Genomic DNA, 23,552 nt, shown 5'->3' on the forward strand with positions numbered 1-23,552 from the left:
TGTTCAGTTCAGGTACTGGCAGGTGCCGCGCGGGGTGTAGGCGCCGTGCCCGTCCCGGCCGGTGAACTCGCGCGCGGTGATGACGGGTTCGCCGCGCGACAGGACCGTCTCGACCCGCCCGGTCAGGCGCCTGCCCTCGTAGGCCGAGTAGTCGACGTTCATGTGGTGGGTGGCCGCCGAGACGGTCTGCTCGGCGTGCGGGTCGTAAATGACGAGGTCGGCGTCGCTGCCCGGCGCGATGGTGCCCTTCTTCGGGTAGAGGCCGAACATCCTGGCCGGGGTCGCGCAGGCGATCTCGATCCAGCGCCGCCGGGTGAGGTGCCCGTCGACGACGGCCTGGTGCAGCAGGTCCATCCGGTTCTCGACGCCCGGCATCCCGTTCGGGATCTTGGAGAAGTCCCCGCGGCCCAGCTCCTTCTGTCCGGTGAAGCAGAACGGGCAGTGGTCCGTGGACACCACCTGGAGGTCGTTCGCGCGCAGGCCGTGCCAGAGTGCCGCCTGGTGCTCCTTCGGCCTCAGCGGGGTGCTGCACACGTACTTCGCGCCTTCGAAGCCGGGTTCGGCGAGGTTGTCCGTCGACAGGAACAGGTACTGCGGACACGTCTCGCCGAAGACCGGCAGGCCCTCGGACCGCGCACGCGTCAGTTCGGCGACCGCTTCCCGCGCCGACACGTGGACGACGTACAGCGGCGCTCCGGCGACCTGGGCCAGCTTGATCGCGCGATGGGTCGCCTCCGCTTCCAGGAGCGCCTTTCTGACCTCGCCGTGGTATCGCGGGTCGGCCTGGCCGCGCTCCAGCGCCTGCTGCACGAGCACGTCGATCGCGATGCCGTTCTCGGCGTGCATCATGATCAGGCCGCCGTTGTCACCGGCCCGCTGCATGGCGCGCAGGATCTGTCCGTCGTCGGAGTAGAAGACGCCCGGATACGCCATGAACAGTTTGAACGAGGTCACGCCTTCGCCCACGAGCCCGTCCATCTCCTTGAGCGTGGACTCGTTCACATCCGACACGATCATGTGGAAGGCGTAGTCGATCGCGCATCTTCCGTCGGCCTTCGCGTGCCAGGCGTCCAGCCCCTCCCGCAGCGCGGCGCCCTTCGACTGCACCGCGAAATCGATGATCGTGGTGGTGCCGCCCCACGCCGCCGCCTTCGTGCCGGTCTCGAAGGTGTCGGAGGAAGCCGTTCCGCCGAACGGGAATTCCATGTGGGTGTGGGCATCGACGCCGCCGGGGACGACGTACTTCCCGGTGGCGTCGATGACGCGGTCGGCTGTCCACTGCTGACTGTCCGGTGTGGCCAGTGCTTCGACGCGGCCGTTCTCGACCAGCACATCGGCGTGCACTTCTTCGGCGGCGGTGACGACCAGGCCGCCGCGGACGACTGTACGGGTCATGCTTCCGGTTCTCCCTTCCACACACCAGTGGTGCTCGGCGGCGCCGGAAGGGAGACGGCCCGGGTTGCCGTCCGGGCGGCCCGCCCCAGGTGACGCCGCGTCATGACCGGTCTACACCCGTAGAGCGCGGCCGTGCAGCCGACCGTAGAAGCATGTCACCCACCGTGGCAACACCATGACCGCAGTTCAGGGGAGCCGGCCGGCGAACGGGCCGGGTTACTTCACTGATTGCGCAACTCGGGAACCTTGCCCTCGGCCGCCGCGTTGCCCGATGGGGGACAGCACGACACACCGGACCGTACGCACACGCAACAGGAGACACAGCACCATGGGCGTCAGCCTCAGCAAGGGCCAGAACGTCGTCCTCAACCAGGACGGCACTCCCCTCGCGGACGTCACCGTCGGCCTGGGCTGGGACGCCCGGCCCACCGCCGGCGCCGACTTCGACCTCGACGCCTCGGCGGTCGTCTGCGGCACCGACCAACGCGTCCTGTCCGACGCGCACTTCGTCTTCTACAACAACCTGACCAGTCCGGACGGCGCGGTCCGGCACACCGGCGACAACCTCACCGGCGCGGGCGACGGCGACGACGAGCAGATCCTCATCGACCTGGACCGGCTCGGCGAGGAGACCGGACAGGTCGTCTTCACCGTCTCCATCCACGACGCCGAGCGGCGCGGCCAGAGCTTCGGCCAGGTCGAGGACGCGTACATCCGCGTCGTGGACAACCTGACGGGCCGCGAGATGTGCCGCTACGAGCTGTCGTACGACGCCGCCGGCGAGACGGCGATGGTCTTCGGCGCCCTCTACCGGCGCGGCGGCGAATGGAAGTTCCGGGCCATCGGCCAGGGCTACGCGTCGGGTCTGGCCGGTATCGCCACCGACTACGGCGTCAACGTCGGCTGACCCCGTACGCGAAAGGGCCCGTACGCGAAAGGGCGCGCCCGGGAGGGGCGCGCCCTTCAGCCGTGCTTACAGGTGCGAGGCGATGGCCGGCATCAGGTCCTGGAAGGTGCGGCCGTTGGCGGGCTCACCGATGGCGGCCATCTCCCAGCCGCCGCCGGCCCGGCGCACCTTCGCCATGATCTGCGCGGTGTACGGGCCGCCGCCGGTCAGGGTGTAGCGGGCCATCTCCTGGCCGTTGGTCTCGTCCACCAGGCGGCAGAACGCGTTCTGCACCTCGGCGAAGGTCTGCCCGGTGAAGGAGTTCACCGTGAAGACGATCTGGTCGACGCGGGCGGGCACCCGCTGGAGGTCGACGAGGATCGCCTCGTCGTCGCCGCCCTGGCCCGCGCCGCCCACCAGGTTGTCACCGGTGTGGCGCACCGAGCCGTCGTCGCTGATCAGGTGCTGGAAGAAGACGACGTCGACGGGCTCCTGCCCGGCGAAGAGGACGGCCGAGGCGTCCAGGTCGATCTCGCGGGCCATCAGCTTGGCGAGGAAGCCCTTGCGGGCGGCGGCCTGCCAGCCGAGTCCCATCCGTACGACGCTGAGCTCGCCTCCGCCGGACTTGCTCAGACTGATCTTCTGACCCTTGTCCAGGTTCACGGTCATGTGCTGTCACTCCTGCGTCGGGATGGCGTGCCTTGGGCAGGCGGCGGCCGTCGCCACCGGCCGGGGATCAAAAATCTACAGCACTGTAGAGGTAATGGAGAAGTAAAGAAACGCACAGTGGAGCGGGTGGGCACAAGTGCCCGACGGGCGGTACGGACGGCGGACGCCGGGCGCTGTGCGCTTGGCGGGCCCCGCCGGAATGCTCACAGCGGGGCCCAGTCGTACGGTACCCAGCCGGGCGCCCGCACAACAGGGCGCGTCGCCGCTTTCACGGCACCGGGGCCACCCGCTCCGCGCGGACGGCGGGCTGCTCCGCGTGGGCGCCCGGCCGCTCCGCGAGGCGCGCGTCCGGCTCCGCCGCCCCTTCCGCCAGCCGGCGCAGCGCCCGCGCCGACGGCGACCCGGGTTCGGCGTGGTAGGTGACCAGCTGCTGGTCCGGGTCGGCCGGCAGGGCGAGCGTCTCGTACGCGAGGGACAGCGGCCCCACCACCGGGTGCGTCAGCCGCTTCGTGCCGAAGCCCTTGTCCTGGACGTCGTGGGCCGCCCAGATCCGCCGGAAGTCCGCACTGCGCGCGGACAGCTCGTCGATCAGCGCGCACAGCTTCGGGTCCTCCGGGAACCGGCCGACGTCACGCCGCAGGTGGGCGACGACATGCGCCGCCTTCTCCGCCCAGTCGGCGTACAGCTCGCGCGCCGCCGGGGCGAGGAAGAGCTGCCAGGCCATGTTGCGCTCCTCGGCCGGCATCGCGGCGAAGTCACCGAGGAGTGCGCGGCCGAGCCGGTTCCAGCCGAGGATGTCCAGCCGCCGCCCGACCACGTACGCGGGGACGCCCTCCATCGCGTCGATCAGGTCCTGGAAGGCGGGACGGATCCGCTGCGGCGAGAGAGCGGGGCGCAGGCGCCGGGAGGCCGGCCTGGCCAGGTGGGTCAGGTGGGAGCGCTCGGCCCGGGTCAGCCGCAGCACGTCCGCTATCGCGTCCAGCACCGCCGTGGAGACGTTCTGCCCCCGTCCCTGTTCAAGCCGTATGTAGTACGCCACACTGACCCCGGCCAGCTGTGCCAGCTCCTCCCGTCGCAGGCCGGGCACCCTGCGGCGCCCGCCATGGTGGGCCAGACCGACGTCCTCCGGCTGGAGCCTGGCGCGGCGGGAGCGGAGGAATTCGCTCAGTTCGGTGCGCTGGTCCATCCCTGAATTATGACGGGCGCCGCCCGGAACGCGGCACCGGCGGCAGCCGGGCCCCGGGCGCCGTACGGTCAGGAGCACCGGCCACCGTACGTTCCGTGCCGCCGGCCACCGCATCGCCGGGGCGACGGCCGCCGTACCGCCAGGGTGGTTTTCGCAGTAGTAGGAACGCCGAGCGTAGGCTCAGCAGGGCACTGGTTGCTCCGGGCACACAAGTCCACCCTGGAGAACATGAACCGCACCTCTGTTCCCGCATACGCAGCTCCCGCCCCGAAGGCTCCGCTGGAGCGCACCACCATCGAGCGCCGGGAGACGGGCGCGCACGACATCGTCATCGACATCAAGTTCGCGGGCATCTGCCACTCCGACATCCACACCGTGCGGGCGGAGTGGGGCGACGGCGGGCACTTCCCGATCGTCCCCGGCCACGAGATCGCGGGCGTGGTCAGCGAGGTCGGCTCCGAGGTGACCCGCTACGCGGTCGGCGACCGGGTCGGCGTCGGCTGCTTCGTCGACTCCTGCCGGACGTGCGAGAACTGCCTGGCCGGCCTCCAGCAGTACTGCACCGGCGAGCTGGGCCAGGTCGGCACGTACAACGCCGTCGGCCGGGACGGGGTGGCCACCCAGGGCGGCTACTCCACCCACCTCGTCATCGACGAGAACTACGCGCTGAGCATTCCGGACAGCCTGCCGCTGGACGCCGCCGCGCCGCTGCTGTGCGCCGGCATCACCCTGTACTCGCCGCTGGCGCACTGGAAGGCCGGCCCCGGCAAGAAGGTCGCCGTGGTGGGCCTCGGCGGCCTCGGCCACATGGGCGTCAAGATCGCGCACGCGATGGGTGCCGAGGTCACCGTACTGAGCCAGTCGCTGCGCAAGCAGGAGGACGGCCTGCGGCTCGGCGCCGACCACTACTACGCCACGTCCGACCCGGAGACCTTCGAGAAGCTGGCGAACAGCTTCGACCTGATCGTCAACACCGTCTCCGCGGAGCTCGACCTCAACGCCTACCTGGGCCTGCTGCGCACCGACGGCACCCTCGTCCAGCTCGGCGTGCCGGAGCACCCGCTGCCCGTCGCGCCGTTCGCCCTGATCGGCAACCGCCGGTCCTTCGCCGGCTCGCTGATCGGCGGCCTCCAGGAGACCCAGGAGATGCTGGACTTCTGCGGCGAGCACGGCATCACCTCGGAGATCGAGGTGATCGCCGCGGACCGGATCAACGAGGCGTACGAGCGGGTGCTCGCCAGCGACGTCCGCTACCGCTTCGTGATCGACACCGCGACGATCTGACAGCGCCGATCCGTCGGCCTGACGGCCGCGGGGCCCGGCCCCGCGGCCCGGGGTGCCGTCGCGGCGGCACCCCGGGGTCGCCGTCGGCGTGGCCCGGACGACACTCGGAGATCACCGTGGGTACTGTCCCGGCGACAGGTTCCGTGCTACCTTCGAATCAGTTGCAGTTTTGGTACCCATAAACGTTATGTGCGCCTGACGGTATGTGACCGTCAGGCGCATTTGTTTTCTGCCGGTCTCATCCGGATGGGCTCAATTGCGGCGACCCTGGAAACCGCGCAGTGCGGATTCCTCAACTGCCTCGATCGAAGGATACAGACATGGCAACCGGCACCGTGAAGTGGTTCAACTCCGAAAAGGGCTTCGGCTTCATCGAGCAGGACGGCGGCGGCGCCGACGTCTTCGCCCACTACTCGAACATCCAGGCTCAGGGCTTCCGTGAGCTCGTCGAGGGCCAGAAGGTCTCCTTCGACGTCACGCAGGGCCAGAAGGGCCCGCAGGCCGAGAACATCGTTCTCGCCTGACGACGGCGCGCAGGCCGGCCGGTCCCAGCGGACCGCCGCCGCGACCGTAGGACTGCGTAGGCGCGAGCCGGAGCTTCACCCGAGAGGTGAAGTTTCCGGCTCGCGTCTTTTTTTGCACGGCTAGGGAATTTCCCAGGTCGGAACCGGCCGGAACCGGTCCGAACCGGCCGGTTCACTTCAGGCGGACGACAGTCCGTGTTCGGCCGCCCGCAAGGAGTCCGTCAGGATCGCGGCGCCTTCCGCCGCCTCCTCGGCGGTCAGGGACAGCGGGGGCGCGATCCGCAGCACGGCGCCCGACAGGCCACCCTTGCCGATGAGCAGGCCGCGCTCCCTGGCGGCCTCCACGACGAGGTTCGCCGCCTGCGGCGACGGTTCCCCGGTGTCCGGCGCCACCAGTTCGACACCGATCATCAGACCGCGCCCGCGCACCTCCCGTACGGTCCCGAGCCCGGCGCCGGCCGCCCGCAGCCGCTCGATGAGCAGCCCGCCGACGCGCCGGGCGTTGCCCTGGAGGTCGTGTTCGAGGAGATGGCCGAGGTTGGCCAGGGCCGCCGCCATGGTGACCGGGCTGCCGCCGAACGTGGAGATGGAGTTCGCGCCGAGGCAGTTCATCACCTCCGCGCGGGCGACGACACCACCGACGGACATGCCGTTGCCGATGCCCTTGGCGAAGGTCAGCAGGTCGGGCGGGCCGTTGCCGTCGTGGGCCTGCCAGCCCCAGAAGTGGTCGCCGGTGCGGCCCCAGCCGGTCTGCACCTCGTCGGAGATCCACAGGATGCCATGCCGGTCCAGCACCTCGCGGAAGGCCGCGTAGAGCCCGTCGGGCGGCGAGGTGAAGCCGCCGACGCCCTGCACCGGCTCGGCGATCAGCGCGGCGACGTTCGCCGTCTGGCCGAGCATGTCCTCCAGGTCGGCGACGCAGGCGTCGATGTACGCGGCGTCGGACAGCCCGGCGTACGGACCCCGGCCGCGCACGCCACCGTGCACGTACAGCGTCTGGAGCGGCGAGAGGCCGGTCGGTGACCAGCTGGCGTTGCCGGTGATGCCGACGGCCGAGAAGGACCGGCCGTGGTAGCTGTTGCGCATCGCCAGGATCTGGTTCGAGCCCCGGTACGCCGTCGCCAGCAGGAGCGCGGTGTCGTTCGCCTCCGTACCGGAGGTGGTGAAGAAGACCCGGGCGTCGGGGATGCCGGAGAGCGCGGCGATCCGCTCCGCCAGGCCCACCATGGGACGGGACAGGTAGAGCGTCGAGGTGTGCAGGATGCGGCCCGCCTGGACGGCGACCGCCTTGGTCACCTCGGGCAGCGCGTGGGCGGTCATGGTGGTGAGGATGCCGCCGAAGAAGTCCAGGTAGCGGTTGCCGTCCGCGTCCCAGACGTGGCGGCCCTCGCCGTGCGTCAGCTCGATGGGCCGCTCGTACAGCAGGGTGAGCCAGTCCGGCAGGACGGCGCGGTGCCGGGAGCGCAGGTCCGCGTCCGGCGCGGCGGCCCCGGCGCCGTCCGAAGGCGTGTGCCGCGCTGTCACGGCTGGACCAGGCCCTCGTATGCGTCGGGGCGGCGGTCCCGGTAGAAGGCCCACTGCTGCCGCACCTCGTCGATCAGACCGAAGTCCAGGTCGCGGACGACCAGTTCCTCCTTGGTGTCGCTGGCGACGTCGCCGACGAACTGCCCGCGCGGGTCGACGAAGTAGCTCGTCCCGTAGAAGTCGTTGTCGCCGTACTCCTCCACGCCGACCCTGTTGATCGCCGCGACGAAGTACTCGTTGGCCACCGCGGCGGCGGGCTGTTCCAGCTGCCAGAGGTAGGCGGACAGGCCGCGCGAGGTGGCGGAGGGGTTGTAGACGAGCTGCGCGCCGTTCAGGCCCAGCTGGCGCCAGCCCTCGGGGAAGTGGCGGTCGTAGCAGATGTAGACGCCGATCCGGCCCACGGCGGTGTCGAAGACCGGCCAGCCGAGGTTTCCCGGCTTGAAGTAGTACTTCTCCCAGAAGCCCTTGACCTGAGGGATGTGGTGCTTGCGGTAGGTGCCGAGCACGGTGCCGTCGGCGTCGATGACGGCGGCGGTGTTGTAGTAGAAGCCGGACTGCTCGACCTCGAAGACCGGCACCACGATCACCATGCCGGTCTCGCGGGCCAGCTCCTGCATCCGGCGGGTGGTGGGGCCGTCCGGCACCGGCTCGGCCCAGCGGTAGTGCTCCGGCTCCTGCACCTGGCAGAAGTACGGGGCGTTGAAGACCTCTTGGAAGCCGATCACCTGCGCGCCCTGTGCGGCCGCCGCCCTGGCGTGTTCCTCGTGCTTCGCGATCATCGAATCGGTGTCGCCGGTCCAGGACGCCTGAACCAGTGCGGCGCGTACGACGTTACGGACAACATCGGCCATGAGCTGCTCCTTCGTCGAGCCGTCGGCCACGGGCCATGCGGATCTACGCGTGTGGAGGCGACCGTAGGCCTCGTGCGGCGGCGAGGCAAGACCATCCCCCGTGCGGGCGGGACGCGGGCCGGGCGGACGCGGGACTGCGGAACGCGGAGCCGGGCAGAACACAGGGCCGGGCAGAACACGGGGCCGGGCAGAACACGGGGCCGGGCAGAACGCGGGGCCGGACCGGCCGCCGGGCCGGAGCCACTTGCCGGACCGGCCGCGGGCGGGAGTCAGCTTCTCGGGCCGCCGGCGCGCAGGGCGTGGCTGATGTCGCGGTGCCGGTTCGGCGAGACTCCAGCGGCGGCGTCCAGGAGCAGCGGGGTCAGCTCGCCCGGTGCGCTCGCGGTCGCCTCCACCGCCTCCTCGGGCGTACGGGCCCGGACCAGCGCCGCGAACAGCTCGCGCGCCTGGGCCGGGCGGCCCGCGCCGAGCAGCGCCAGCGCCGTGTGCGCCACCTCCTCGACGGGCCGGGTGACGCCCTGGCGCAGCAGGCGCGCGCTCTCGGCCGTGCGTCCGGCGGCGGCGAGCGCGTCGGCGGCGGCGGCGAGCCGGTCGGGCGGCAGGCAGGCCGCCTCCCAGAGCAGGGTCGGCACTTCGGTCACCAGCCCGGCGTGCTCCAGCTCCGCGATGAGCACGGGCAGCTCGGCGGGGTGCGCGTGCGCGGCGGCGCACAACAGCGCGTGCGCCTCCCCGCCGCGCCCGGCCGCCCGCAGCCGGGCGAGCCGGGCGGCGCTGGTGGAGGTGCGAGGGGTGGTGGGGGCAGGGGTCGGAGGGGGATGAGGGACCGGGCTGGGTACTGCCTGTTGTCCGGTCAACGCGTCGATACGGGCCTGGAGTTCCCGTGCCCGGGCCTCGGACCGTACGTGGTCGTCGCGCGCCCAGGCCAGTTCGCCGGTGAGCCGCTCGGTCTCGGGGCCGCCGGCCGCCGCGTGGAGTTCGGCGAGCAGTTCCCGGCCGCGGAGCGCCGCGTACTGCCGTTCGCGCAGCATCACGTCCAGCCGGTCCGCCAGCCGGGCGGCGGCGTCCGCCCCGGCGTCGTACGCGGCGACCGCCTCGTGGTGGAGCCGGCGCGCCCGAGGCCCGGCGGTGCGGACGGTGTGCGCTCCACGCCGTTCGGCGAGGTCGTGCAGCAGCGACTCCACGACGTCCCAGGGCGGCACGTCCCTCCCGTCCAGACAGGCCCGTAACCCTTCGGGGTCGCGGAGCGTGAAGACCCCGTACCACCCGGCCGTCTCGTCGAGCAGCCGGGTCAGCCCGCGCAGGAACCGCGCGAACTCCTCCACCGGCGTGCCCGTTCGTTCCGCTGCCACGTTCCGCTCTCCCTTCCCCCGGCCCCCGTACGTCCGCCCGTCCCCACCCCACGCCCGCCCCGCACGCGGCACCAGCCGGGTTTCGGCCTGGATCGGGGGCGGACCGCGGGCGGTTTGCGCGGGCCTCCCGCGCGGACGGTGCGGCGGCCTGCCGTTGTCGGTGGTGGGACCGGTCCGCCGACCTGGCCGATACGCTGCGGTCCGCCGCCGCGGCCGGCCACAGGTCCGTCCGGGGGAGCCGGGGCGCGGCCGCGCTTCGGGCGGGCCCGGCGGGGCACCCGCTGTCGCATGACCGACAACGGCTCTCGCACGACCGACCACGGTGGACCGCCCGGCCTGGGCGAGTCGTACTGGATCGCCACCACACCCGGCACGTCCCACCCGCCGCTCACCGAGGACACCGAGGCCGACGTCACGGTGATCGGCGCCGGGATCGCCGGGCTGAGCACGGCCTGGGAGCTGGCCAGGAGCGGCCGCAGCGTCGTCCTGCTGGAGGCGGACCGGATCGCCGCCGGGGTCACGGGATACACGACCGCCAAGCTCTCCGCGCTCCACACCCTGGTCTACGACCGGCTGCGCCGCACCCGCGGTCCCGACGGCGCCCGCCACTACGCGCAGTCCCAGCAGGGCGCGGTCGAGCACGTCGTCGAGACCGCCCGGGTCCTCGGCATCGACTGCGACCTGGAGCGCGGGCCGGCCTTCACGTACGTACGGGACCCGGAGAGCACCGGACAGCTGCGCGCCGAGGCGGATGCCGCCGGCGCGGCCGGGCTGCCGGCCGCCTTCGTCACCGAAACCGGGCTGCCGTTCCCCGTGGCGGGCGCGGTGCGGGTCGAGGACCAGGCCCAGTTCCATCCGCGCAAGTACCTGCTCGCGCTGGCGGAGGACTTCCGCTCCCGGGGCGGCGTCATCCACGAGCGCACCCGCGCCACCGGCCTGCACGAGGGGACGCCCTGCCGGGTGACGACGGAGACCGGCGCCACCGTGACCTCGCGGGACGTCGTGGTCGCCACCCACTACCCGGTCTTCGACCGTGCCCTGCTGTTCACCCGCCTGTCGCCGCGGCGGGAGGTGGTGGTGGCCGCCCCGATCGACGCCGGCCGCGACCCGGGCGGCATGTACATCACGCAGGAGGAGGGCAAGCGGTCCGTGCGGACCGCGCCGTACGGCGACGGGCAGCGGCTGCTCATCGTCACGGGCGAGACCTTCAAGCCGGGCACGGCCGACGCCGGCGAGAAGTTCGCGGCGCTGACCGACTGGACCCACCGGCACTTCCCCGGTACCGAGGTGGCGTACCGGTGGGCCACCCAGGACAACGACGCCACCGACACCGTTCCGCTGATCGGCCCGTTCCACCCGGGCGCGCGGCACACCTACGTCGCCACCGGGTTCGGCGGCTGGGGCCTGAGCGGCGGCGTGGCCGCCGGACGCCTGCTGGCCGGGCTGATCACGGGGGATCCGCCGCCGTGGGCCGGCCTGTACGACCCGCGCCGCCTGTGGAGCGCCGTACGCGAGGCCCCCGCCTTCCTCAAGCACCAGGCCGAGACCGGCCTGCATTTCGTCGGCGACCGGCTGCGCTCCGCGCACGCCGACTCGGCGGCGGACATCACCCCCGGCACCGGCGCGGTCGTACGGGTGCGGGGCCGCCGCTGCGCGGTCTACCGCGACGAGGACGGGACCGCCCACGCCGTGTCGGCGCGCTGCACCCACCTGGGCTGCCTGGTCGCCTTCAACGCGACGGAGAAGGCGTGGGAGTGCCCCTGCCACGGCTCCCGCTTCGCGCCGGACGGATCGGTTCTGCAAGGCCCGGCCACCGAGGCGTTGGAGGCGCGGGAGGTGGAGTAGGCGGGGTGCTGGGCCGGTCAGGCCTCCCGGGGCGGGAGCCGGCCGGTGTCGCACCCGCCGGCCGGGGCCCCGGAAGATCCCTCCGGCCTGCCGAGTTATCTTGCTCGGGCACAGGTCCGTTTCCGAGAGCAGCCCGGCGTCACCGCCGTCCCCTCAGCTACGCGTCACTTCGCCGTGGCGCCGGGGCAAGGGCCGTCTCGTCAGCCCGGCAGGGCGTCGCAGGCAGGGAGTTGAGGATGGGCGCGGAGAGCGCGCCGGCCACGGCCGGGAGACTGCGGGCGATCAGCGACGAGCTGTCCGGCCGCTTCTACGAGCGGGCCGACGTGGTGCGGACGCTGGTGGTGGCGCTGCTGGCCGGGCAGCACTCGCTGGTGCTCGGGCCGCCCGGCACGGCGAAGTCCGAGCTGGCCAGGGAACTGACGGGCCGGATCGAGGGAGCGGCCTACTGGGAGATCCTGCTGTCGAAGTTCACCGCGCCGACGCGGATGTTCGGTCCCGTCGACGTCGCCGCGCTGGCCCGGGGCGAGTACCGCCAGGTGTACGACGGCCGGGCCACGACCGCGCACGTCGCGTTCATCGACGAGATCTTCAAGTGCTCCACGGCGGCGCTGAACGAGACGCTGGGCTACCTCAACGAGCGGATCTACCACCCCGAGAGCGGCGGCGAACCGATCCGCTGCCCCTTGATCGGGGCCATCACGGCCAGCAACGAGCTGCCGTCGGGCGAGGACACGGCGGCGATCTACGACCGGCTGCTGGTGCGGATCGAGGTCGGGTACCTGGAGGACCCCACGAACTTCGCCGCGCTGGTCCGCTCCGCCGTCCGCCGCCCCGTCGCGCCGAAGCGGACCACCGTCGAACTGGCCGCGTTGCAGCAGGCCGTGACCGTCGCGGTCCCGGCCGTGGACGTCCCCGACGCGATCGTGGACGCGGTGTGCACGCTGCGGGCCGCCCTGCGCCGCAAGGAACTCGTCGCCTCCGACCGGCGCTGGCGGCAGGCGGTGGGCCTGCTCCAGGCGTCCGCGTACCTCGACGGCCGTGAGGCGGTCGCCGAGAACGACCTGTCGGTACTGACCCACGTGCTGTGGGACTCCCCCGCCGAACGCCCGACCGTCGAGCGGGAGGTGCTGCACCTGGTCAACCCCGACGCCAAGGAGGCGCTCGACCTGGCCGACGCCATCGAGGAGCTGGAGACGCAACTCGACGCGATGGCCGGGCAGTCCCGCGAGGCGCTGAGCGAGTGGGTCATCAAGAACGCCCACAACAAGCTCGCCAGGGCGGGCCAGCGGCTGGAGAAGCTGCGCGAGGAAGCGGCGGGCGCCGGGCGCTCCACGGCCGCGATCGACCGCGCGTACGGCCGCCAGCGCGCCGTACGCGCCCGGGTCCTCACCGAGGCTCTCGGCGTGGACGCGAGCATGGTGCAGGACCGGCTCTGAGGGGTTGCGGATGATGGGTGGGACACCGGGCAGGCTCGACGAGCTGGTGAGCCGGGCCGGTACGTGGCTGGGCCGGTCCGGCGCGGTGTCCGGGCAGTGCACCACGGCCGTGGTCGCGGACCGGTTCGACCGGTTCACCTGGCGCGACACCTACGAGCAGTCGGCCGGGCTGCGCGAGCTGGCCGAGGAGCTGGGCGGGCACCACGACGGCACCGCCGACCTGCTGGCCGACGTGTTCCTGGCCGCCTACAAGGCTGGCCCGCGGCTGCGGGGACACGCGGAGATGGCCCCGTCCCGGCTGGTCAACCACCAGGTCGTCAGCTCGCTGGTGGAGTCACCGGAGTTCGCCGAGCTGCACCGGGAGACGGCCGGCGACCCCTACGCCGCCGCCATGGCCGTACTCGCCCAGGCCGCCGCGCTGCGCCGGATGCTGGAGCACGCCCGGGGCGCCCAGGCGCGGGCCGAGCGGGCGGAGCAGGCCCGGCAGACCGCCGACGGCGCGGCGGCCGCCGTGGGCGAGGCGCTTCGGCAGGCCGCTGAAGGGGCCGCCGAGGACAGCACCGTACCGGGCCCGGCCGCCGACGCCGTACAGCAGGCGGTCGAGGCTGCCGCGGCCGCGGCAGCCTCCGGGCAGCAAGCCGCCCGGAGTGCCGCGCAGGCCCGCACGGCGGCGGCCCCCGGCATCCGTGCCGCCGCCCGGGACGGGGTGGCGGAGGCGGCCGAGACGGTACGGGAGGAAGCCGCGCTGATGCGGGCCTGGGGCGTCGGGGCCGGCGAACTGGAACGGCTGCCGTTCGACGAGCGCGCCCAGCTCGCCGAGCGGCTGCGCACCAGCCGCCTCGCCCAGTGGGCCGATCTGATCGGCCGCTTCCGGCAGATGGCGAGCGGCGAGCGGGCCCGCAAGGTCGAGAACACCGCCGGGGAGCTGGTCGGCGTCACACTCGGCGACGACCTCTCCCGCGTCGTCCCCTCCGAGCTGGCCAACCTCGGCCTGCCCGCGCTGCGTGCGGTGTTCGCCGCGCGCTACGCCGCCGGGGAGCTGATGCTCTACGACAGCCAGGGGGAGCAGACCGCCGGACAGGGCGCGATCATCGCGTGCGTCGACACCTCGCACTCCATGTACACGGAAGGGCCCGGCGGCGGCACCCGGGAGGCGTGGTCCAAGGCGTGCGCCCTGGCCCTGCTGGACCAGGCCCGGCACGCCGGGCGCGACTTCGTCGGCATCCTGTTCTCCGCCGCCGGCAAGCTCCGGGTCTTCCGCTTCCCGGCCGGCGAACCGGCCGGCATCGACCGGACGCTCGCGTTCGCGGAATCCTTCCTCGGCGGCGGCACCAGTTACGAGACGCCCCTGTCGGCCGCCCGCGACCTGCTGGAGGACGAGTTCGACGCCGCCGCCCGCAAGCGCGGCGACATCGTGCTGCTCACCGACGACGAGTGCGACGTCACCGAGGAATGGACGCGCGGCTGGAACGAGGCCAAGCACCGGCTGGGCTTCCGGGTCTTCGGTGTGGCCATCGGCGCGCCGGACGCCGCCGGGACCGGTTCGGTCCTGGAGGCCCTGTGCGACAACCTCCGCTCCATCGAGGACTTCACCGATGTGCACGCCGCCGCCGATCTTTTCCGGGTGATCTGACGCGGATTCCCGGGCGGCGCCCGGGTGAGACTGATCACCGTGGTGCCGGGCCGGGCCCGGCACAGTGCGGCACTATCAGCCGTAACGCGAGCAATCAGCCATCTTGAGTGGGTGTTCCCCCCAGGTGGTGAGTACATTGGCCCCTTGCGGAGCCGGGGTGTCCTCTCCCGTCGGGGTGCACTGCCAGGTCCGTACGCCGCGCCGACGGCGGCAGCGGCCCGCCCGCCCACGAGAGAATGGACCTTCCTTGACCACGCCCCGCCTCGTCCCGCTGTCCCCGACCACCTGGGCGTGGACGCACGACAGCACCGCCTGGGGGTACAGCAACTGCGGGCTCGTGGCGTCCGACGGCGAAGCGCTCCTGATGGACACGCAGTTCACGCTGGAGGGCACCCGGGAGCTGCTGGACGCGATCGCCGGCGCCGTACCGGACGCGACGGTGTCCACCGTGGTCAACAGCCACCAGAACGGCGACCACACCTGGGGCAACGAGCTGGTCGCGGGCGCGGAGATCATCACGTCCGAGGCGTCCGCTGCGCACCTGTGCCAGGAGATGACCCCGGACATGCTGGCGGCCCTGAGCCGCAGCGAGCCGACCACCGCGGTCACCGCGTACGCCGTCGAGCACTTCGGCGTCTTCGACTTCGGCGGCATCACCGTCACCCCGCCGACCCGGACCTTCACCGGCAGCCTGGACCTCACGGTCGGCCGCACGGCGGTACGGCTGCTCGACCTCGGCCCCGGGCACAGCGCGGGCGACGTCGCGCTGCACGTCCCCGAGGACGGGGTGGTGTTCACCGGTGACGCCCTGTTCGACGGCGGCCACATGATCGTCTGGTCGGGCTCGCTCACGTCCTGCGTCACCGCCTGCGACACCCTCCTGGCCACCGGCGCCACGACCTTCGTGCCCGGCCACGGCCGGATCACCGACCGGGCGGGCGTCACGGCCTTCCGCGACCGGCTGTCCCGGATCATGGACACGGCCACCGCCCACGCCCGCAAGGGCACGGAGCTGGCCGAGGCCGCCCGGCTGGTCGAGGAGGAGTACGCCGGCGGCCTGGCGCACCCCGAGCGGCTGTTCACCGCGGTCGCCGCGGCCTACCGGGAGGCGGGCGCGGAGAACGTCCCGTCCACCACGTTCGAGCTGGTCGAGGGGATGGCTCAGCTCGCCGCCGGGTAGTCGCACGGCACCACCAGCATGAACCGCTGCGTACGGTCGCTGAGCGGCGCGAAGCAGCGGAAGGTGACCTCGAACTCCTCGTCCCCGTGGCCGGGCAGGTACAGCCAGCGCCGGTCGCCGTCCGGGTGGGTGACGGTCGTGAGGTCGTCGGTGAGCAGCCGGGCCGCGACCTTGTCGCGCTCCTTGATCTCGGCGACGACCTCCGCCAGCCTCCGGTTGTCCGGCTGCTCGGCGGCGGCCAGCCGGAGCTGGGACGCCATCGGCTTGGCCCAGGACTCCTCCCAGTCGATCAGCTGGAGGCGGGCCTCGGGGTAGGTCAGCGCCCAGATCATGACGTTGACGCCGTGCTTCATCCACGGCCAGTCCTGCTCGCACGCCGCGTTGTACAGGAGCACGTCCCACGAGGCGTCGGACAGGTACGCCGGCCAGGGCTGCACCTGGATGAGCGCGGACGTGGACGGGTCGACGGAGCCGTCGGGGCGGTACAGGGGCGGCGGTACCTGGCCCCGCGCGTAGACGAAGAGGGTGTGCCGCTGGGCCTCGTCGAGGTCGAGGATGCGCACGATGCGCTCCAGCCACTCGGCCTTCGGCCGCTCGATGCGCCCCGACTCCAGCCTGCGGTACCAGCCCTCGGTGACGCCGGTGAGCGCCGCCGTCTCGGCCTGGGTGACGCCGCGCCGGTCCCGGTGGCCGAATGTGGCGGTGAAACCGGGCACCTGCGTGGGGTCCCGGTGGCCGCGCCAGGCGCGCAGGAAGTCACCGAGCAGGTGCTTATTGGACATGTGTTGCCAAACTCCCCGCGGGATTCGGTAAAGGGAACGAAAAGTTACGGCCGACTTTAACCCGGCGCCGCTACGCACCGGACCCAGCCCTCCCCACCCCACCCCTCCCGCATATCACCGTAAAACGCCCACACCATCCCATCCCCCTCTCCGGACCGGCACGCCGCCTACCGGAACTCCCGGTGCCGGTCACCGCATGTGACCGGCACCGGACGAGAACGATCAATCGGTTTATGTCAGAGTGACTGACCGCGCGAGGGTCCCCGCGCCGCGGCACCCCCGCGGCCGCACCGCCGTCGCGCCGCCGGCCGGAGCCGGGCGTCCCAGCAGCAACCGAGAGGCATCCATGAGCCGCAGCGTCTTCATCACCGGTGGCAACCGGGGTATCGGACTGGCGATCGCGGAAGCCATGGCCGCCGACGGGGACAAGGTCGCCGTCACGTACCGCTCGGGCGAACCGCCGGCCGGCGTCCTGGGCGTCCCGTGCGACATCACCGACCCGGAGCAGGTCGAGGCGGCCTTCCGGCGGATCGAGGAGGCGCACGGTCCGGTCGAGGTGCTGGTGGCCAACGCCGGCATCACCCGCGACGCCCTGCTGATGCGGATGTCGGAGGACGACTTCGAGGCCGTCGTGGCGACCAACCTCACGGCCGCGTACCGGCTGGCCAAGCGCGCCACCCGCGGCATGCTGCGGGCCCGCAAGGGCCGGATGGTCTTCGTCGGCTCGACCGTCGGCCTGCGCGGCGAGGCCGGCCAGGCGAACTACGCGGCGGCCAAGGCCGGACTCGTCGGTCTGGCCCGCTCCCTCGCCCGCGAACTGGGCTCGCGCAACATCACCGCCAACGTGGTCGCCCCCGGCCTCACCCGGACCGACATGGCCGCGGCGCTCCCCCAGGACCGCCTGGACGCCATGGTCGAGCAGATCCCCCTGGGCAGAATGGCCCGCCCCGAGGACATCGCCGCGGCGGTGCGCTGGCTGGCCGGCGACGAGGCGTCGTACATCACTGGGGCCGTCGTCCCGGTGGACGGCGGCGCCGGCATGGGCCACTGAGGCCCGCGCGCACAGCCGCACACTTTCACCACATCCCCGCGCCCTCCCTGGCGCGGGCGGACAGACCTGTCCCCACGAGGGGCGGTGCGTGAGTGCTTGGACGGGGGTCAGGCGCTCACGCACCGGGGGACGGCGGGGAGCCTGTGAGACGCCGGTCGCCGGCGTCTCACAGGCACAGCGGCCGACCGCGACGCGGCACGACGCGCGGGGTCAGTGGCCGCCCCGGGGCTCCGCGCAGCCGCCTTCCATGTAGGCACCGTGCGTCTCGATGTCGAGCGGCGGGCCCAGACTTCCGGTGAGGCATGGGCCGTCCGGGAGCGACAGCGTGAAGCCGAGGGAGCCGCCCGAGCGGTACACGTCGGTGACGTCCTTCGGGTAGGCGAGCCGTTCGAGCACCGCCGCGAGATCCCCCTCGTTCCGTACTCCGGCCGGGCCCGCCTTCCGCAGCTCGGCGGTGATGCGTTCGGCGTGCGCGGCGCCCCGGCAGCGGGCGTCCGGCGCGAGCTGCGCCGTCCTCTTGTAGCCGTGGTTCTCCCAGTAGCGCGACGACTCTGGATCCGCCGCGGCGTGGCCCGGTGGCTCATCCGCCGGAGGGCTCGGACGCTGGGTGGAAGCGCCCGCACAGCGGGCGGCGACGTCCTGGAAGAGACGGGAGCTGGTGACGGGCTCCGGGCCGGTGGTGCCCTCCGAGCCCTCCGAGCCTGCCGTACGCTCCGGGCCGGCGGCGCGCTCGGTGCCGCAACCGGTCAGCGTCAGCAGCGCGGCAGCGGCCGCGGCCACTCCTGCTGCGGCCAGGCGTCTCACAGGTCACTCCGATACGGCTGGGCACGGCGGACAAGGGCAGATTGTGCCCGTACGCGCCCTGACCGTCATGAGTACGCGTACTCAGACGCCACGGTCCCGCGCCGCGGGGACGGAGGCGGGGACCGCCGGAGCCGCGCCCCTGGCCAGCAACAGCAAGGCGTCGACCAGGTCCTCGGCGGTCGAGCCGGTGGCCAGGCGCCGCAGTTGCTGCCCCGTGACCAGGGCGACCACGGTGCCCGCCAGGCGCTCGGCGTCGGCGACGCCCAGGGCCGTCAGGATGCGGGCGGCGAGCCGGTCGTACGCGGCGAAGCACTCGGCGGCCGCGGCCCGCAGCCGCTCGTCGCGGCCCGCCTGGACGTACAGTTCGAACGGCGCGATGTGCTCGCTGTCGAACTCCGTACCGCCGGCGACCTGGCCGACCAGGGCGGCGGCCTCGGGCAGCCCGATCCGGTCGAGGCGGCTGTCCTCCGCCAGTTCGGTGAACCGCCGGGTCTCCTCGGCGACGAACCGCAGCAGGCTCTCCCGCAGCAGGTCGTGCTGGGTCGCGAAGTGGTACGTCACCGACCCCAGCGAGACACCGGCTTCCTTGGCGATACGCCGGTTGGTGACGGCGGCGACACCGTCCCGGCCGATGATGCGCAGGACGGCGCCGATGATGCAACGCCGGGTGTCTCCCGCCCGGTTCGGCGTGCCGGCGGGGGCCGGGGCCCGCGCCGGACCGGCTTCCGTACGGCGCGAACCGGCCTCCGTGCGGCCCGTCCCGCCGTCCGTGCGGCGCGCCCCGGCTTCCGTACGTCTCGGCCCGGCCCCGCGCGCCGTCACCGGCCCACCGTGTCCGCAGGCCCGGGCCCGGGCCCGCCCACCGTGTCCGCAGGCCCGGGCCCACTCGCCGTCCGGAGCCGGCCGGCCACCACCTTCAGACCGTGCAGCCGCGCCCGCCCACGAACCCCCGAGCCACCGTCCGTCGCGGGCGCCGTCACCGCGCTCTTCGCCCCGCTCTCCACCGCCGCCGCCTCGGGCCACCGTTCGTACCAGCGCGCCTCCGCCTCCAGCTGGGCCGCCAGCGAGATCAGCAGGGGCTCCGAGTGGGCGGGGCCGAGGAGTTGGGCGCCCAGCGGGAGACCGCCCGCGGTGAACCCGGCCGGGACGCTGATGCCCGGCCAGCCGAGGACGTTCCACGGCCAGGCGTACGGGCACGCGGCGATCATGGCGCGGTCCGTCTGCCAGCCGTTCATCCGCGCGAGCGTGCCGATGCGCGGCGGGGGCGCGGCAGTGGTCGGCGTCAGGAGGATGTCGTACGGGCCGAACAGCGCGCCCACGCGCCCGTGTTGCCGTCGTTCCGCCGCGCGCGCCCGGCGCAGCACGGAGCCGCCGAGCAGCCGTCCCAGCCGGGCCGCGTCGCGCGTCCGGCGGTCCAGCAGCGCGCGGTCGGGCACCCGCGCCGCCCATTCCCGTACGCCCGTCGTCGCCCGCGGCACGAACGCGAGGCCGATCAGTCCGTAGTCCGGTTCGGCCTCCTCGACCTGGTGGCCGAGGCCCGCGAGGGTGCGGGCGAGGGCGGTGACGGCGGACCGTACCTCCGGGTGGAGCGGTTTGGGCGTACCGGTGAAGGCCGGTTTCCAGGAGAGCGCGATCCGCAGCCGTCCCGGGTCGCGGTCGGCCGCCGCGCGGGCCGCGACCGGGCGGGGCCGGTGCAGGTCGCCGTCATGGTGGCCGGCGGCGGCGTCGAGCAGCAGTGCCGCGTCCCGGACCGTTCGGGCCAGCGGGCCCAGCACCGTGATGCCCTGGAAGGATTCCGGGTCCGGCCAGGTGGAGATCCGGCCGCGCTGCGGCTTGATGCCGACGAGGTGGGTCCAGGCGGCGGGGATGCGGACCGAGCCGGCGCCGTCCGTGCCCAGGGCGGCCGGGACGAGGCCCGCGGCGACGGCGGCCGCCGAACCGCCCGACGAACCGCCGGGTGTGTGGCCCGGGTTCCAGGGGTTGCGGGTGTCGCCGAAGGCGGGTCCTTCGGTGAACGGCCACTGGCCCAGTTCGCATGCGTTGGTCTTGCCGACGACGACCGCGCCGGCCGCGCGGAGCCGCCGTACGACCTCGGCGTCGGCGGACTTGGGCGGGAACTCCCCGGCGCAACCGAACGCGGTGGGCTCGCCCGCCACGTCGGTGTCGTCCTTGACCGCGACCGGCACCCCGAGCAGCGGCAGCCGCTCGCCCGCGGCCAGCCGCCGGTCGGCCGCGGCGGCTTCGGCGAGCGCGGCCTCGGCGCGCACCCGGCGGAAGGCGTTGACCGTGTCCTGGGTGGCGTCGATACGGGCCAGCGACCGCCGTACCAGCTCGGCCGAGGACACCTGCCCCGCCGCCAGCGCCGCGGCCTGCTCGGCCAGTCCTTCGTACTCCCTGCCGTCGTCGTCGCGTAAGCCCATGGCTCCCCCTTGCCGGCACTGTTCGTTCGAACGAACAACTTCGACGGTAACCGGGGGCGGCGCCCGCTTCAACGGCGCACGCGCTTCCGGAGCGCGCCCGCTTCAACGGCGCGTCCGCGGCGTCACGACCGGTGCCGGCCCAGTTCCGCGAGGCGGGTCAGGGCGGGCAGCGCGTCGGCGAGCGCCTGCCGCTGCCCGGAGGTCAGCTGGGCCACCAGCGGTTCCAGGTGGCGCGTCCGGTCCGTGTGCCGGGTGCGGCCGACGCGCCGTCCCGCCTCGGTGATGCGGACGAGGACGGCGCGCCCGTCGCTGGGGTCGGGGCGGCGTTCGACCAGGCCGTCGCGTTCCAGCCGGGTGACCAGCTGGGTGATGCCGGGCTGGCTGACCTGCTCGGTCCTGGTCAGTTCGGTCAGCCGCAGCGGCCCTTCCGCGTACGCGAGGGTGTCCAGCACCGACAGGGTCGTCAGGGAGAGTTTCTCCGGCGCGGGGAGCCGGACGTAGAAGCGGTTGAAGTACTCGACCGCGGTGGCGAAGGCGTCCACGTCCAGGTCGCCGTCCGGGGAGGGGGGCGGGTGGTCGTTCAGGTCGTCGTTCACCCGGAAAACCTATCGTACGGTTATTTAACGCCCTTATGCTCCGCTACGCCCCGTTACGGCAGGGTGCGGCAGGGCCGGGAGCCTGCACCGCTCCCGGCCCTGCCGCACCTCTCGGCCCTCTCGGCCCTGGGCCCGTTCACTTCTTGGCACATTCCCCCTTGGCCCGTTCACCCCTTGGGCCGTACCACCATCGCCGACCCGCCGCCGCGCCGCTGCTTCTCCGCCGCCGCCAGCCAGCGCCCGTCCGGCAGGCGCTGCACGCCGGTCGCGGCGCCGATCTCCGGGTTGCGGGTGAACCTGTGGCCGATGGCCTCCAACTGGGCGCGGACCGGGCTGTCCCACAGGCCGGGTTCCAGCTCGGTGGCGGCCGCGTTGCGCTGGCTGGCGCGCGGCGCGGCGATGGCGTCGACCAGCGGCATGCCGCGCTCCAGGTGGTTCAGCAGGCTCTGCAGGACGGTCGTGATGATCGTCGCGCCGCCGGGCGAGCCCAGCGCCACCACCGGGCGGCCGTCCCGCAGCACGATCGTCGGGGACATCGAGGACCGCGGGTGCTTGCCGGGGCCCGGCAGGTTCGGGTCGTGCACGGCCGGGTTCGCCGGGGCGAAGGAGAAGTCCGTCAGCTCGTTGTTGAGCAGGAAGCCGCGGCCCGGTACGACGATGCCGCTGCCGCCGGTCTGCTCGATGGTCAGGGTGTAGGCGACGACGTTGCCCCACTTGTCGGCGACGGTCAGGTGGGTGGTGTTCTCCCCCTCGTACGTCGTCGGAGCGGCCCGCCCGCCGGCCTGGCAGGGCCGCGGGTCGCGCGGGTCGCCGGGCGCCAGCGGGCTGGTGAGCACCGCGTCGTCCTTGATCAGGCAGGCCCGGGAGTCGGCGAAGCGCTGCGAGGTCAGGCCGCGCGTCGGCACGTCCTCGAACTCCGGGTCGCCGACCCAGCGCCCGCGGTCGGCGAAGGCGATGCGGCTGGCCTCGATGTAGCGGTGCAGGTACTCCTTCTCGCTCAGCTTCGACAGGTCGCCGTGCTCCAGGATGTTGAGCGCCTCGGCGATGGTGGTGCCGCCGGAGGAGCCGGGCGCCATGCCGTACACGTCCAGGCCCCGGTAACGGGTTTTGGTCGGCGCCTGGCGGCGCACCTCGTACTCCCGCAGGTCCTTCGCCGTCAGGTCCCCGGGCCGCACCTTGCGCTCGGCGCCGGGACGCACCGGCGGCTGCCGGACGGTCCGTACGACGTCCTTGCCGAGCCGTCCGTCGTACAGCGCGTCGACGCCCTTGTCGCCCAGTTCCTTGTACGTACGGGCCAGGTCGGGGTTCTTGAGGGTGGAGCCGACGACCGGCAGCTTGCCGCCGGGGAGGAACAGGCGGGCGGTGGCGGGGAAGTCGCGGAAGCGCGCCTCGTTGGCGGCGGTCTGCGAACGGAACGTCTCGTCGACCTCGAAGCCGTCGCGGGCGAGCTTCTCGGCGGGCTTGAGGAGTTCGCGCAGCGGGCGGGTGCCCCAGCGTTCCAGCGCGGTGTCCCAGGTCGCGGGCGTGCCGGGGGTGCCGACGGACAGGCCGCTGGTGACCGCCTGGTCGAACGGGATCGGCTTGCCGTTCTCCAGGAAGAGGCCGCGGTCCGCGCTGAGCGGCGCGGTCTCGCGGCCGTCGAGGGTGCGTATGGTGCGGGACTTGGCGTCGTACGAGACGAAGTAGCCGCCGCCTCCGACGCCGGCGGAGTAGGGCTCGGTGACGCCGAGGGCCGCCGCGGTGGCGACCGCGGCGTCCACCGCGTTGCCGCCCTTGCGCAGCACCTCGATGCCGGCGGCGGAGGCGTCGGCGTCCACGCTGGAGACCGCGCCGCCGTAGCCGGTCGCCACGGGAACCTTCGGCGGGGTCCCGGCCGGCGCGGCCGTCGGCGGGTGCGCGGTGGCGGCCGGGGACGCGGCCGAGGCCGGGACGGCGGTCAGCGAGCCGGCGAGGGCGGCGACCACCCCCAGCGCGGAAAGACGTCGGGCAGGTGTCATACGGCGTTCCCTCCTGGCCTGTTCGGGCGGCAGAGGCCGGAGCCTACCTGCGTGTTCAAGGGGGCGACAGAGGGCGCGAGTGCGGGGCGCGAAAGGGGCGCGAACGGCCGAGCCGTCCGCCGGGGCGCAACGGTACGGGG

20 protein-coding genes are annotated in these 23,552 nt (G+C 73.2%); 8 read left to right on the plus strand and 12 right to left on the minus strand.

Annotation, left to right across the window (positions count from 1 at the left end; all coding sequences use genetic code 11):
- Positions 1-3: 3 nt before the first annotated feature.
- Positions 4-1,395 carry a dihydropyrimidinase gene (gene hydA, locus JXZ78_RS09265; protein WP_030020390.1) on the minus strand — a complete coding sequence of 464 codons (1,392 nt, stop codon included), beginning with the start codon at positions 1,393-1,395 and terminating at the stop codon, positions 4-6.
- A gap of 328 nt (positions 1,396-1,723) precedes the next feature.
- Between hydA and JXZ78_RS09270 the strand changes: the two genes are divergently transcribed.
- Positions 1,724-2,302 carry a TerD family protein gene (locus JXZ78_RS09270; RefSeq protein ID WP_030020389.1) on the plus strand — a complete coding sequence of 193 codons (579 nt, stop codon included), beginning with the start codon at positions 1,724-1,726 and terminating at the stop codon, positions 2,300-2,302.
- A gap of 66 nt (positions 2,303-2,368) precedes the next feature.
- Here the strand turns inward: JXZ78_RS09270 and JXZ78_RS09275 are convergent, their stop codons facing one another.
- Both JXZ78_RS09275 and JXZ78_RS09280 read right to left on the minus strand, forming a co-directional pair.
- A complete protein-coding gene (locus JXZ78_RS09275; protein WP_030020388.1) occupies positions 2,369-2,950 on the minus strand; it encodes a TerD family protein in 582 nt (193 codons plus the stop codon).
- Between the two features lie 268 nt (positions 2,951-3,218).
- Positions 3,219-4,136, minus strand: a complete 918-nt coding sequence (locus tag JXZ78_RS09280) for a helix-turn-helix domain-containing protein (RefSeq protein ID WP_033037929.1) — start codon at positions 4,134-4,136, stop codon at positions 3,219-3,221.
- Positions 4,137-4,364: 228 nt separating this feature from the next.
- Between JXZ78_RS09280 and JXZ78_RS09285 the strand changes: the two genes are divergently transcribed.
- On the plus strand, positions 4,365-5,420 hold the full coding sequence (locus JXZ78_RS09285; protein ID WP_030020386.1) for an NAD(P)-dependent alcohol dehydrogenase: 1,056 nt from the start codon (positions 4,365-4,367) through the stop codon (positions 5,418-5,420).
- 320 nt (positions 5,421-5,740) lie between these two features.
- On the plus strand, positions 5,741-5,944 hold the full coding sequence (locus JXZ78_RS09290; RefSeq protein WP_030020385.1) for a cold-shock protein: 204 nt from the start codon (positions 5,741-5,743) through the stop codon (positions 5,942-5,944).
- Positions 5,945-6,121: 177 nt separating this feature from the next.
- Here the strand turns inward: JXZ78_RS09290 and JXZ78_RS09295 are convergent, their stop codons facing one another.
- The 3 genes from JXZ78_RS09295 to JXZ78_RS09305 all read right to left on the minus strand — a co-directional run bounded on the left by JXZ78_RS09295 (position 6,122) and on the right by JXZ78_RS09305 (position 9,668).
- Complete coding sequence (locus tag JXZ78_RS09295; protein ID WP_030020384.1) at positions 6,122-7,468, minus strand: aspartate aminotransferase family protein; 1,347 nt, start codon at positions 7,466-7,468, stop codon at positions 6,122-6,124.
- Positions 7,465-8,319, minus strand: coding sequence for a nitrilase-related carbon-nitrogen hydrolase (locus JXZ78_RS09300; protein WP_030020383.1), 855 nt, complete (start codon positions 8,317-8,319; stop codon positions 7,465-7,467). The genes JXZ78_RS09295 and JXZ78_RS09300 overlap by 4 nt, the downstream gene beginning before the upstream one ends.
- 269 nt (positions 8,320-8,588) lie before the next feature.
- Positions 8,589-9,668 carry a hypothetical protein gene (locus tag JXZ78_RS09305; RefSeq protein ID WP_238782774.1) on the minus strand — a complete coding sequence of 360 codons (1,080 nt, stop codon included), beginning with the start codon at positions 9,666-9,668 and terminating at the stop codon, positions 8,589-8,591.
- Positions 9,669-9,956: 288 nt separating this feature from the next.
- Between JXZ78_RS09305 and JXZ78_RS09310 the strand changes: the two genes are divergently transcribed.
- The 4 genes from JXZ78_RS09310 (at position 9,957) to JXZ78_RS09325 (ending at position 15,762) form a co-directional block, all read left to right on the plus strand.
- Complete coding sequence (locus JXZ78_RS09310; protein WP_050502193.1) at positions 9,957-11,513, plus strand: FAD-dependent oxidoreductase; 1,557 nt, start codon at positions 9,957-9,959, stop codon at positions 11,511-11,513.
- 236 nt (positions 11,514-11,749) lie between these two features.
- Positions 11,750-12,949: an AAA family ATPase gene (locus tag JXZ78_RS09315; RefSeq protein WP_030018762.1), complete on the plus strand. Its 1,200-nt coding sequence runs from the start codon at positions 11,750-11,752 to the stop codon at positions 12,947-12,949.
- 13 nt (positions 12,950-12,962) lie between these two features.
- Complete coding sequence (locus JXZ78_RS09320) at positions 12,963-14,582, plus strand: VWA domain-containing protein (protein ID WP_030018761.1); 1,620 nt, start codon at positions 12,963-12,965, stop codon at positions 14,580-14,582.
- 247 nt (positions 14,583-14,829) lie between these two features.
- On the plus strand, positions 14,830-15,762 hold the full coding sequence (locus tag JXZ78_RS09325) for an MBL fold metallo-hydrolase (RefSeq protein WP_050502192.1): 933 nt from the start codon (positions 14,830-14,832) through the stop codon (positions 15,760-15,762).
- Here JXZ78_RS09325 and JXZ78_RS09330 read toward each other — a convergent pair.
- A complete protein-coding gene (locus tag JXZ78_RS09330; protein WP_050502191.1) occupies positions 15,744-16,544 on the minus strand; it encodes an MmyB family transcriptional regulator in 801 nt (266 codons plus the stop codon). The genes JXZ78_RS09325 and JXZ78_RS09330 overlap by 19 nt on opposite strands.
- A 346-nt stretch (positions 16,545-16,890) precedes the next feature.
- On the opposite strand from JXZ78_RS09330, the gene JXZ78_RS09335 reads away from it, so the two are divergent.
- The gene (locus JXZ78_RS09335) at positions 16,891-17,595 is read left to right on the plus strand and encodes a beta-ketoacyl-ACP reductase (RefSeq protein WP_030018758.1); all 705 of its coding nucleotides are present in this window, start codon (positions 16,891-16,893) and stop codon (positions 17,593-17,595) included.
- 210 nt (positions 17,596-17,805) lie between these two features.
- Here the strand turns inward: JXZ78_RS09335 and JXZ78_RS09340 are convergent, their stop codons facing one another.
- From JXZ78_RS09340 to ggt, 5 genes are all read right to left on the minus strand, one after another.
- On the minus strand, positions 17,806-18,399 hold the full coding sequence (locus JXZ78_RS09340; RefSeq protein ID WP_157851497.1) for a hypothetical protein: 594 nt from the start codon (positions 18,397-18,399) through the stop codon (positions 17,806-17,808).
- 81 nt (positions 18,400-18,480) lie between these two features.
- Positions 18,481-19,056 (minus strand): TetR/AcrR family transcriptional regulator, encoded by a 576-nt coding sequence (locus tag JXZ78_RS09345; protein WP_050502214.1) that lies wholly within the window; start codon positions 19,054-19,056, stop codon positions 18,481-18,483.
- 161 nt (positions 19,057-19,217) lie between these two features.
- Positions 19,218-20,819, minus strand: coding sequence for an amidase (locus JXZ78_RS09350; RefSeq protein WP_238782775.1), 1,602 nt, complete (start codon positions 20,817-20,819; stop codon positions 19,218-19,220).
- A gap of 122 nt (positions 20,820-20,941) precedes the next feature.
- A complete protein-coding gene (locus tag JXZ78_RS09355; RefSeq protein ID WP_030018753.1) occupies positions 20,942-21,415 on the minus strand; it encodes a MarR family winged helix-turn-helix transcriptional regulator in 474 nt (157 codons plus the stop codon).
- Between the two features lie 167 nt (positions 21,416-21,582).
- On the minus strand, positions 21,583-23,412 hold the full coding sequence (gene ggt / locus JXZ78_RS09360; protein ID WP_030018752.1) for a gamma-glutamyltransferase: 1,830 nt from the start codon (positions 23,410-23,412) through the stop codon (positions 21,583-21,585).
- Between the last annotated feature and the right edge of the window lie 140 nt (positions 23,413-23,552).

It is taken from the genome of Streptomyces monomycini (assembly GCF_022271435.1).
Lineage (GTDB): Bacteria > Actinomycetota > Actinomycetes > Streptomycetales > Streptomycetaceae > Streptomyces > Streptomyces monomycini.